General features: G+C 42.9%; 10 protein-coding genes, 1 rRNA gene and 1 other annotated feature (1 of these 12 running past the window's edge). All 11 genes read right to left on the reverse strand.

What is annotated here, in order from left to right; translation table 11 throughout:
- Positions 1-150, reverse strand: a binding site (T-box leader) (it extends 81 nt beyond the left edge of the window).
- 2 nt (positions 151-152) lie between these two features.
- Positions 153-1,604, reverse strand: a complete 1,452-nt coding sequence (gene gltX / locus LNN34_RS15760) for a glutamate--tRNA ligase (protein WP_229043785.1) — start codon at positions 1,602-1,604, stop codon at positions 153-155.
- Between the two features lie 88 nt (positions 1,605-1,692).
- Positions 1,693-2,169 (reverse strand): 2-C-methyl-D-erythritol 2,4-cyclodiphosphate synthase, encoded by a 477-nt coding sequence (gene ispF / locus LNN34_RS15765; RefSeq protein ID WP_229043787.1) that lies wholly within the window; start codon positions 2,167-2,169, stop codon positions 1,693-1,695.
- On the reverse strand, positions 2,162-2,860 hold the full coding sequence (gene ispD, locus LNN34_RS15770; protein ID WP_229043789.1) for a 2-C-methyl-D-erythritol 4-phosphate cytidylyltransferase: 699 nt from the start codon (positions 2,858-2,860) through the stop codon (positions 2,162-2,164). Before ispD ends, ispF begins: the two co-directional genes overlap by 8 nt.
- 14 nt (positions 2,861-2,874) lie before the next feature.
- Positions 2,875-3,975, reverse strand: a complete 1,101-nt coding sequence (locus LNN34_RS15775) for a PIN/TRAM domain-containing protein (protein ID WP_044153446.1) — start codon at positions 3,973-3,975, stop codon at positions 2,875-2,877.
- 119 nt (positions 3,976-4,094) lie between these two features.
- Positions 4,095-5,177, reverse strand: a complete 1,083-nt coding sequence (gene disA, locus LNN34_RS15780; RefSeq protein ID WP_003242042.1) for a DNA integrity scanning diadenylate cyclase DisA — start codon at positions 5,175-5,177, stop codon at positions 4,095-4,097.
- Positions 5,178-5,180: 3 nt separating this feature from the next.
- Positions 5,181-6,557, reverse strand: a complete 1,377-nt coding sequence (gene radA, locus LNN34_RS15785) for a DNA repair protein RadA (RefSeq protein ID WP_044153447.1) — start codon at positions 6,555-6,557, stop codon at positions 5,181-5,183.
- A gap of 91 nt (positions 6,558-6,648) precedes the next feature.
- A complete protein-coding gene (clpC, locus tag LNN34_RS15790; protein WP_010332750.1) occupies positions 6,649-9,081 on the reverse strand; it encodes an ATP-dependent protease ATP-binding subunit ClpC in 2,433 nt (810 codons plus the stop codon).
- The gene (locus LNN34_RS15795; RefSeq protein ID WP_059291687.1) at positions 9,078-10,169 is read right to left on the reverse strand and encodes a protein arginine kinase; all 1,092 of its coding nucleotides are present in this window, start codon (positions 10,167-10,169) and stop codon (positions 9,078-9,080) included. Before LNN34_RS15795 ends, clpC begins: the two co-directional genes overlap by 4 nt.
- The gene (mcsA, locus tag LNN34_RS15800) at positions 10,169-10,726 is read right to left on the reverse strand and encodes a protein-arginine kinase activator protein McsA (RefSeq protein WP_044153451.1); all 558 of its coding nucleotides are present in this window, start codon (positions 10,724-10,726) and stop codon (positions 10,169-10,171) included. The genes LNN34_RS15795 and mcsA overlap by 1 nt, the downstream gene beginning before the upstream one ends.
- A 13-nt stretch (positions 10,727-10,739) precedes the next feature.
- A complete protein-coding gene (ctsR, locus tag LNN34_RS15805; RefSeq protein ID WP_229043790.1) occupies positions 10,740-11,204 on the reverse strand; it encodes a transcriptional regulator CtsR in 465 nt (154 codons plus the stop codon).
- Positions 11,205-11,448: 244 nt separating this feature from the next.
- Positions 11,449-11,564: ribosomal RNA gene (gene rrf / locus LNN34_RS15810) — 5S ribosomal RNA — on the reverse strand.
- Positions 11,565-11,654 lie beyond the last annotated feature (90 nt).

The following is an 11,654-nucleotide window of genomic DNA, read 5'->3' on the forward strand; positions in this document are numbered from 1 at the left end:
CGGCCGCCTTTGAATACTGATTTCAAAAAACGTTCTTCAAAGGTCTTAAGGGCGCACTTCTAAAACCCGACTCCTGGATCTCTCTCAGCCAATGAAGATCCTTTCTGTATTGGTCTAAAGCTTTATACTCTTCCCTGTCAACAATCATCTATTTAGATATTTTTCAACCGCTGAATTGCAGATTCTTTTCCAATCAGTTCAATTGATTGCGGAAGCTCAGGACCGTGAGTTTGGCCTGTTACAGCAACACGGATCGGCATAAACAGTTTTTTCCCTTTATGACCTGTTTCTTTCTGCACTGCTTTGATAGAAGCTTTGATCTGGTCCGGAGTGAACTCCTCCAGCTCTTCAAGCTTCGCAGCAAATGTGCTGAGCACTTCAGGCACCTGTTCTTCTTCTAAAACAGCTTTTGCTTCTTGATTATACTCGATCTCATCCGTAAAGAACAAATCAGTCAGCTCAACAATTTCCGCACCGTAGCTCAATTGCTCATGATATAGAGAAATCAGTTTACGAACCCATTCTTGTTCTTCAGGAGATAGTTCATTGCCAACTTTACCGGCTTTTTGAAGATGCGGAAGCGTAAGCTCAACAACCTGATCAAGATCCAATTTTTTCACATATTGGTTGTTGACCCATTTCAGCTTATGCATATCAAACAAAGCTGGTGATTTAGATAAACGATTCACATCAAAAATTTCAATAAACTCTTCTTTTGTGAAAAGCTCTTCTTCTCCCACCGGCGACCAGCCCAGCAGGCCGATAAAGTTGAACAGCGCCTCCGGCAAGTAGCCAAGCTCTTTATATTGCTCAATGAATTGAATAATTGATTCATCACGTTTGCTGAGCTTTTTACGGCTTTCATTTACAATCAGCGTCATGTGGCCGAACTGAGGAATATCCCAGCCGAACGCTTGAAAGATCATGATCTGTTTTGGTGTATTCGAAATATGGTCCTCACCGCGCAGCACGTGCGTCATTTTCATTAGATAGTCATCCACAGCTACTGCAAAGTTATAAGTCGGCGTTCCGTCTTTTTTCACAATAACAAAGTCGCCGATGCCATCAGATTCGAAAGAAATTTCACCTTTTACAATATCATTGAACGCAATGATTTTTCCTTCAGGGACGCGGAAACGAATACTCGGCTTTCTGCCCTCTGCAAGGAATTTTTCCTGTTCTTCCTGAGTCAGATCTCTGTGCTTTCCGGAATAACGCGGCATCTCTCCGCGGGCAATCTGCTCTTCACGTTCTTTTTCAAGTTCTTCTTCCGTACAGAAACATTTATAAGCAAGCCCTTTTTCAAGCAGCTCTTCATAGTAAACCTTATAGATATCATTACGCTCGGACTGACGGTATGGGCCGTAATCTCCGCCGACATCCACACTCTCATCCCAGTCGATGCCAAGCCATTTTAAATAGTTGAGCTGGCTTTGTTCTCCGCCCTCAATGTTGCGTTTTTTATCAGTGTCCTCAACACGGATAATAAACTTGCCGCCTTGGTTGCGGGCAAATAAATAATTAAAAAGCGCCGTTCTGGCATTTCCAATATGCAAATGTCCTGTTGGACTCGGTGCATAACGGACGCGTACTTCGTTTCCCATTTCATATACTTCCTTTCATCTCATGTATGGCCTCAGGCTAAATGTATGCATCTATTCTACCACCAAATAGACCGGGCATCAAAACAAGTTAGCCTTTTTGTATCAGCACTGTGGCTTGAGCGGCTATTCCTTCCGCCCTTCCTGTAAATCCAAGCTTTTCGGTTGTGGTCGCTTTAACATTCACTTGGGAGACCTCTGCCTCAAGCCCTTCGGCGATTCTTTTTCTCATGCCTTCTATGTACGGCGCCATCTTCGGCTTCTGTGCAATGATCGTACAGTCAATATTTCCAAGTACATACCCTTTCTGTTTCACAATCCCCCAGACATGCTGAAGTAATTTAAACGAATCAGCATCCTTGAACTCCGAATCTGTATCAGGGAAATGCTTGCCGATGTCGCCCTCCCCGACAGCTCCGAGGCATGCGTCAGCAACGGTGTGCAATAATACATCCGCGTCAGAATGTCCGAGCAATCCTTTTTCATACGGGATTTCAACTCCGCCGATAATGAGAGGCCGGCCCTCTACTAATTGGTGCACATCAAAACCTTGTCCGATTCTAAACATGATTATTCCCACTTTCTGCTTCCATGATAGCTTCAGCTGACGTTAAATCATCAGGAGTCGTCAGCTTAATATTTGTATAGTTACCTTCTACAACACGAACCGAACGGCCCTCAAGCTGTTCGACGAGACTGGCGTCATCCGTTCCTAAAAACCCTCTGCGCTCTGCCTCAGCGTGAGCCTCCATCAATAAAGAAAGACGAAAAGCTTGTGGCGTTTGGACAGCCCACAAGCTTGAACGTTCAATCGTCTCACTGACTTCTAAATCTTGAACGCGTTTAATCGTATCTTTTACCGGAACAGCCAGGATGGCCGCTCCGGTCTGCTCCGCTTCAGCAATCAGTTCGTCAATCTGGTCATGCTTTATAAAAGGGCGAGCGCCGTCGTGAACGAGGACAATCTTTTCTTGTTTAACGGCTTTGAGCCCTTTATAAACACTGTGCTGGCGTTCATCTCCGCCTGCTACAAGCTCGATAGCGGTTTGAAACGGATATTGATTCAGCAATTGCTGAAAGTCGTCCCGTTCGCGCTCGTTAATCACCAAAATGATTCTGCCGCACGAACGATGGCTGTCAAACACCCGTAAAGTGTGAATGATCACCGGGTCTCCTTTCAGCTCGATAAACAGTTTATTTCTCCCTGCCTTCATCCGTTTCCCCTGTCCGGCCGCAAGAATTACCACATCATAATTCATTGTTTTTTCTCCCTTTACAGCGCCTTCTCCAACAGCTTAGGCTTGGCAAAAATCATTCGTCCCGCTGCTGTCTGCAGCACGCTTGTGACGAGAACATCAATGTGTTTGCCGATATAATTCCGTCCTTCTTCAACGACAATCATAGTGCCGTCATCCAAGTAAGCGACTCCCTGATTATGCTCTTTGCCGTCTTTAATGACCTGAACATTCATTTCCTCACCCGGAAGCACAACAGGCTTGACCGCGTTGGCAAGGTCATTAATGTTTAACACTGCTACCTTCTGAAGCTCGCACACTTTATTTAAATTAAAATCATTCGTCACAACGACTCCGGATGTCAGCTTAGCGAGTTTGACCAGCTTGCTGTCAACCTCCTGAATATCTTCAAAGTCACCTTCATAAATTTCAACTTTAATATCTAATTCTTTCTGAATGCGGTTCAGGATATCAAGACCGCGGCGCCCTCTGTTGCGTTTTAACACATCTGAGGAGTCAGCGATATGCTGCAATTCCTCAAGGACAAACTGCGGAATCACGATAATTCCCTCTAAAAAACCAGTCTGGCAAATATCCGCAATTCTCCCATCAATAATAACACTTGTGTCCAGGATTTTCAGCTTTTTGTCTTGGACCTCGTTCTCTTCATCGGCAGTTCCTTTTTTCTTTTGCATTCTGGCGGAAATGGAGAATAGGCTGATCAATTCATCCTTTTTCTTAAAGCCCACCTGAAAGCCAAGATAACCGAGAAAGAATGCTAAAAACACAGGGATGATTGTGCTGAGTATGCGGTAAGGTATATTGTCTAAAGGAATAACGTTTACGATAAGATAAGCAATTATAAGTCCAAATACTAAGCCAAGACTTCCAAATAACAAATCTGGAACCGGCGCTTTTAATAATGAATCCTCTATCCACTTCACCCAGTTCACAACGTAATCTGTACCCCATATACTGATGAGAAAAAAGATAATTGCACCTATTGCCGCAGACGTATATGCGTTTGTTATTAAAGGTATGTCCTGTAAACTTAACAGTACAAACAATTCAGGTATTAAAAATATACCAACAACGCCGCCGAAGATAATGAAGAACGCCTGAACTATTCGTTTTAACATACCCCCACCTCCTTTAAAGAAAATTGTTGTATTTCACAAGATTTTACGCAACCTACGAATATCAGAATAAACAAAAACCAACAATAATATACCCGTAAAGATATGGTTTTAACCGAAAATCATAGCTGCCTGTCTAAATAATGCTTCTCTTGAAGGCGTTTTAAGCCCTTTTTGATTTTTTGGGCTCGTACTTCACCGATACCCTCTACTTCATCTAATTCTTCTGCACTGGCCTCAATAATTCTCGGCAGGACGCCAAATGCCTCCACCACATTCTCCACAATCGGCATCGGAAGGCGCGGAATCTTATTTAGCAGCCTGTATCCTCTAGGCAGAACATAGTCATCAAGATTTGTAGAAGCCGGATAACCAAGCAGCTTATAAACAATGGAATCGTCAAGCAAATCATAGCTGGACATATCCTGCAGCTCTTTTAAAAGGACAAATGGATCTTTAATTTTTTCTTTCACATAATCCTTAATAAATAAAGCAGCCTCTTCTTCCATATCAGTAATCAGTTCGATGACCTGCAGCTTAATCAAATGACCTTCTGTTCCCAGTTCCCTGATATACATGTTGATTTCATTTTTGATTCGCAGCACCATTTCATAACGGTGCATCACAGACAGAACATCGCTGAATGTAACGAGTTCCTCAAACTCTAATGCGTTTAGTGCATTAATCGTTTTGTCCAGAATTGTTTTATATTTTTCTAGAGTTTGAATGGCTTGATTCGCTTTTGTTAAAATAAACCCTATGTCTTTTAGTGTATACTTCATACTTTCCTGATATAACGTTATGACATTTCTTCTCTCAGAAATTGCGATAACGAGACAGCCGGTTTGCTTAGCTACTCTTTCGGCGGTGCGGTGCCGCATTCCTGTTTCTGACGAAGAAATTGTGGCTTCTGGCATCAATTGTGTATTGGCATATAGGATCTTTTGACCAGAATCACTTAAAATAATCGCACCATCCATTTTAGCCAGTTCATATAAATGCGCCGGAGAAAAAGCAGTGTTAATGTGGAAACCGCCATCCACCACTTCTTTTACTTTATCATTATATCCAACAACAATCAGACCGCCTGTATTTGCTCTCAGTACATTTTCTATCCCCGCTCTAAGCGGTGTTCCAGGAGCAACAAACTGCAAAATAGAAGACAGGTCTAACTCATGTTTCGCCCCTTTTTTCTCTTTTTCCATCTATTATCCTCCTAATGAAGTACGAAGTGCCTCTGCAACATTTGCTACTCCGATGACCTCAATCCCTTTTGGTTTCGTCCATCCATCCAGATTTGCCGCAGGTATGATCATGCGTTTAAAACCAAGCTTTGCCGCTTCTTTTACACGCTGTTCAATCCTTGATACCCGACGGACTTCTCCGGTTAATCCCACTTCTCCTATAAAGCAATCTGCAGGATTTGGAGGTGTGTCTCTAAAGCTTGATGCGATACTGACCGCTATAGCAAGATCAATCGCAGGTTCATCAAGTTTGACGCCGCCCGCTACCTTCAAATATGCATCCTGATTTTGCAGCAGCAGACCTACTCTTTTTTCTAACACAGCCATTAACAGTGACACCCTGTTATGATCTATCCCTGTTGCCATGCGCCGCGGATTGCCAAAGCTTGTTGGCGAGATGAGCGCCTGAATTTCAACAAGAATCGGCCTTGTACCTTCCATAGAAGCCGTTATGCTCGACCCCGCAGATCCCGCCGAACGCTCTTCTAAGAAGATCTCTGAAGGATTCAGTACCTCAGTGAGCCCTTCTTCCCGCATTTCAAAAATACCCATTTCGTTTGTAGAACCAAAGCGGTTTTTTACAGCCCGTAAGATTCGGAAAGTATGGTGACGTTCTCCTTCAAAGTATAAAACAGTGTCAACCATATGCTCCAGCAGTCTCGGCCCCGCTATGGATCCTTCTTTCGTTACGTGACCTACAATAAATATCGGAATACCTTTTGTCTTTGCAATTTTCATCAGCTCGGCTGTACATTCTCTTACCTGTGACACACTGCCGGGAGCCGATGTGATATCGCTTTGATAAACCGTTTGAATAGAGTCAACAACCACAAACGCTGGATTCATCTCTTCTATAGCAGACGAAATATACTCCATATCGGTTTCGGATAAAACATGCAGTGAGGGATTATTTATGCCCAGGCGGTCTGCTCTTAATTTCGTTTGTTTTACCGATTCTTCTCCTGAAATGTACAGAACATGACGTGTTGAACCAGATAACTGAGCGGATACTTGCAGTAATAAGGTCGATTTTCCGATGCCGGGGTCCCCGCCAATTAAAACAAGTGAGCCCTTCACCACACCGCCGCCGAGCACTCTGTTAAACTCGCCAAGCTGTGTTTTAACCCGGGGTTCTTCTGATGTTTCGATTGATGTTATCGGGGAAGGTTTCTGTACGGTTTGAACAGAATGAGAAAAAGCCGCTCTCCGATTGGCCGGTGCTTTTTTAATCATTTCTTCCACCATTGTATTCCAAGCACCGCAGCCCGGACATTTCCCCATCCATTTTGGAGACTCGTAGCCGCAGGATTGGCAGATGAATTTAGATTTTGTTTTAGCCATAAATAGTGTAAGACCTCTCCCTTGTTCTATTTCTTGATACGAAATTGAGGCATACACTTACATGCTGTATGCCTCATTTTCATCTTCTATATTAATTCGTTTTAGCAGTCGTTTTTACGACAAATTCGCCATCTTCTACATCAAGAACGATATGGTGTCCTTTATGAATGTTACCTCTGAGCAGCTCTTCAGATAATCGGTCCTCCACATGTTTTTGAATGGCTCTTCTGAGCGGGCGGGCACCGTATTCAAGGTCTACGCCCTCTTCCGCGACTTTTGCTTTCGCAGCTTCCGTCAATTCAATAGAAAGGTCCTGTTCTTTAAGACGTTTCGTTAATTGATCAGACATCAATGACACGATTTCAGCCAGATGTTTTTTCTCGAGTGAATGGAAGACGATAATTTCATCAATACGGTTGATGAATTCCGGTCTGAACGCACGTTTCAGCTCACCCATCACTTTATCCTTCATGTCTTTATGATTTTGCGTCTCATCCTGAACGTTGAAGCCGACATATTTGTTGCGTTTCAGCTCACTTGCTCCGACGTTTGACGTCATGATCAGAATCGTGTTGCGGAAATCAACTGTACGGCCTTTAGAATCAGTCAATCGTCCGTCTTCAAGAACTTGGAGGAGGATATTGAAGACGTCAGGGTGCGCTTTCTCAATCTCATCAAGAAGCACAACAGAGTATGGTTTTCTTCTTACCTTCTCTGTTAATTGCCCGCCCTCATCGTATCCCACATACCCTGGAGGTGAACCTACAAGTCTAGAAGTCGAGTGTTTTTCCATGTATTCAGACATATCAATTCTGATCATGGCTTCTTCATCACCGAAGATAGACTCAGCAAGTGCCCGTGCAAGCTCCGTTTTACCTACACCTGTAGGGCCTAAGAATATGAATGAGCCGATTGGGCGTTTAGGATCTTTTAGCCCTGCTCTTGCACGTCTGACCGCTTTAGCAACGGCTACAACAGCTTCATCTTGGCCGATGACACGGGAATGAAGAATGCTCTCCATATTAAGAAGCTTATCAGTTTCAGTTTGAGCGATTTTTGATACAGGCACCCCGGTCCAGCTGGATACAACCATCGCAATATCATCCACAGAAACCTCTGAGTTTTCCTGACCCTGCTTCTCTTTCCATGATTTTTTCGTATCTTCCACTTGTTCACGCAAACGCTGTTCCGTATCACGCAAGGAAGCCGCTTTTTCAAATTCTTGGCTTTGCACCGCAGCATCCTTCTCTTTACGAACTTCATCAAGTTTCTGTTCCAGCTCTTTTAAATTAGGAGGCGTTGTAAAGGAACGCAGTCTGACCTTTGAACCCGCTTCATCGATCAAGTCAATAGCTTTATCCGGAAGGAAACGGTCAGAGATATATCTGTCAGAAAGCTTAACCGCAGCCTCAATGGCTTCGTCAGTGATAGAAACGCGGTGGTGGGCTTCATATCGGTCACGCAAGCCTTTTAGGATTTGAATGCTTTCGTCTACAGACGGCTGATCAACCTGGATTGGCTGAAAACGGCGTTCCAGAGCTGCATCTTTTTCAATATATTTACGGTACTCATCAAGAGTTGTCGCACCAATGCACTGAAGTTCTCCGCGAGCAAGTGAAGGTTTCAAAATGTTGGATGCATCAATGGCACCTTCTGCTCCGCCCGCTCCGATTAGTGTATGGAGCTCATCAATGAATAGAATGATATTTCCTGCCTGACGGATTTCATCCATAACTTTTTTCAAGCGGTCCTCAAATTCACCGCGATATTTGGTACCGGCAACAACTGTTCCCATGTCTAATGTCATAACGCGTTTATCCCGTAAAATTTCGGGAACTTCATTATTGATAATTTGCTGTGCGAGACCTTCTGCGATAGCCGTTTTCCCTACGCCCGGTTCCCCAATCAGAACAGGATTGTTTTTCGTTCTGCGGCTCAGCACTTCAATGACACGCTGAATTTCTTTGCTTCTGCCGATAACCGGATCAAGGCTGTCTTCCTTCGCAATCGCTGTTAAATCTCTTGCCAGGCTATCTAGTGTAGGCGTATTCGCATTGCTGTTTGTTCCAGCCGCTGATGAACCTGTTTCATTACTTCCAAGAAGCTGAAGCACTTGCTGTCTTGCTTTATTCAAGCTGACTCCGAGATTGTTAAGCACTCTCGCAGCCACACCTTCACCTTCGCGAATAAGCCCAAGAAGAATATGCTCTGTTCCCACATAAGAATGGCCGAGTTTTCTGGCCTCATCCATTGATAGCTCAATAACTTTTTTAGCTCTCGGAGTATAATGAATCGTTTGAGACATTTCCTGTCCGCGCCCAATTAAGCTCTCAACTTCTTTTTGGATTTTATCTGAACCAAGTCCAAGCGCTTGAAGTGCTTTAGCAGCGATGCCCTCTCCTTCTCGCACCAGTCCTAATAAAATATGCTCAGTGCCGATATTGTTATGACCTAAACGAAGTGCTTCTTCTTGTGCAAGCGCCAGTACCTTTTGAGCTCGTTCTGTAAATCTTCCAAACATCATATCGATTCATCCTCCTGTCTATTCCCATTCATTTCTAAGTGAAGCCGTTCTCTGATAAGAGCCGCTCTTCGTATATCTCTTTCGTTCGGACGCAAAGCGCCTCCCGAGTACTGCTGTAAAAATCCCGGCTGTGTTAAAATCATCAGTTCATTAAGTATATTGCTTGAAAGTCCTTTTATAATGCCTAAGTCTATACCTAGCCGAACATCTGAAAGACACTTTGCAGTTTCTTTCGATTCTATCATCCGGCAATTGGACAAGACTCCATAGGATCGATACACACGATCCTCAAGCTCAATCTTAGAGGTTTGGTAAAGCGCTTCTCGAGCAGATCGTTCCTGTTCAATCAGCTGGGCGGCTACGCTGTTAAGGTCATCGACAATATCCTGCTCCGACTTTCCAAGCGTGATTTGATTTGAAATTTGAAAGATATTTCCTACTGCTTCGCTGCCTTCTCCATAAATTCCTCTAACAACTAAGCCTAATTGATTAATAGCCGGTATAATTCGATTTATTTGCCTAGTTAAAACCAGTGCCGGAAGATGCATCATGACTGAAGCCCTTAAGCCCGTACCTACATTTGTAGGACAGCTGGTTAAGTAACCTCTTTGCTCACTAAATGCATAATCAACCTTTTCCTCAATCCAGTCATCAACTTGGTTTGCGGCTTTCATTGCTTGCGGAAGCTGAAAACCTGGGAAAAGACACTGAATTCTAATGTGATCCTCCTCATTCAACATGACGCTTACTTCCTCATTTTCAGAAAGCAAACAGCCGCCAAAAGGAGACTCTGTCAAATTAGGGCTGATGAGATGCTTTTCAACAAGCACCCGTTTTTCTAAAGGCTGTGCGTCGTTCATTCTGATCAAAAGGAATTTGCCGACACCGGGAATTTCTTGTTCTGAAAACTGTTCTTCAAACTGTTGTAAGATGGATGAGGCTTCTTCATTGGAATATCGCGTAGGGAATCGAATATTTTCAAAGTTCCTAGCTAAACGTATGCGGCTGCTGAGTACAATGTCACTTTCAGGGCCTTTCTGCTTCATCCAACTGCTTAATGCGTCCTGAATAAAATGCTTTAGCGACATTACCCCTGTTCCTCCTCACTATCTGTACTTTTGAGTGACTGTTCTAATGAACGAATTTGATCTCTCACATGGGCTGCATTTTCAAATTCTTCTTGTAGTATTAAAGCTTCTAATTCTTTTTTCAACATATCGATCTGTCGTCTGACATGCAGGTTGCCGCCTATACGTTTCGGTATTTTCCCGCCATGCACAGTGTTTCCGCTGTGAACTTTGCGTAAGATCGGTGTAATGTTGCTATGAAATGTTTTATAACATTCGGCACAGCCAAATCGGCCGGTTTTTCTAAATTGCTGAAATGTCATTCCGCACTTCGGACAAGCAGATATTTGCTCGGAATGGCTGAACATTTGAGTTCCAGCATTCTGAAATGAAGAATCCATGTTCAGTAAGCCTGATAGTAAATTATGAATAGAGAAACCATGACTTGCACTTATACCATATGAATCGCTATGTTCTTTTGCACATTGTTCGCAGATGTGAACCTCTTTTTTCTCTCCGTTAACAACCTTTGTAAAGTGAAAAGTGGCTGGTCTCTCATTGCACTCTTGACAAATCAATCTTTTCACCCGCTTATTTTAATTTTAAAGCGGTCAGCATAGCTTTAATCATTCTCGCTCTTAATTCATCGCGTTCAGGCAAATCAATGTACAGTACTGAGCGATCCATCACGCTGACCATCATTTTTGCTTCTCTTTCAGAAATCACCTTGTCTTCTAATAGCCTTAAAATAATGTCATCAGAGGCTGCTTGAGACAAATGGGTATTAATTTGAGAAATAATATTATTGATTAGGACAACTTCATTATTCATTTTAATTTTAATGATTCTGATGTAACCGCCGCCCCCGCGTTTGCTCTCAACAATATATCCTCTCTCGCTTGTAAATCTGGTGTTGATGACATAATTTATTTGGGAAGGAACACATTGAAATTTATCTGCAATTTCACTACGTTTAATTTCTAAAATTTCCTTGCCATTTTGATCTAACACTTGTTTCAAGTACTGTTCAATGATGTCAGAAATATTATGTCCCACTCAACCCCCTCCTTTATTGACTTTGACTATATTTGACTTTAATCTTACTATAAGGTGTTTTTCGAGAATTTTCAACTTTCTCGCTCTATCTTAAGTATTTCCATTTTCTAAATCCATAAAACCTGATTATTCACTTAAAATTTCTCTGTGAAGTTATTATATTATATAACTAAATGAAATTTTATGATACCAATAAGCAGAACGCAAAAAAGGGCAGCTCATATGAGCTGCCCTTTCGTTAATTGCTTGGCGGCGTCCTACTCTCACAGGGGGAAACCCCCGACTACCATCGGCGCTGAAGAGCTTAACTTCCGTGTTCGGCATGGGAACGGGTGTGACCTCTTCGCTATCGCCACCAAACAATTGAGAGTGTTCTCTCAAAACTAGATAACAGGTGTGACATCATTAGACATTAGGTTAAGTCCTCGATCGATTAGTATCTGTCAGCTC

The organism is Bacillus sp. AF23, assembly GCF_020861455.1.
GTDB classification, from domain to species: domain Bacteria; phylum Bacillota; class Bacilli; order Bacillales; family Bacillaceae; genus Bacillus; species Bacillus halotolerans.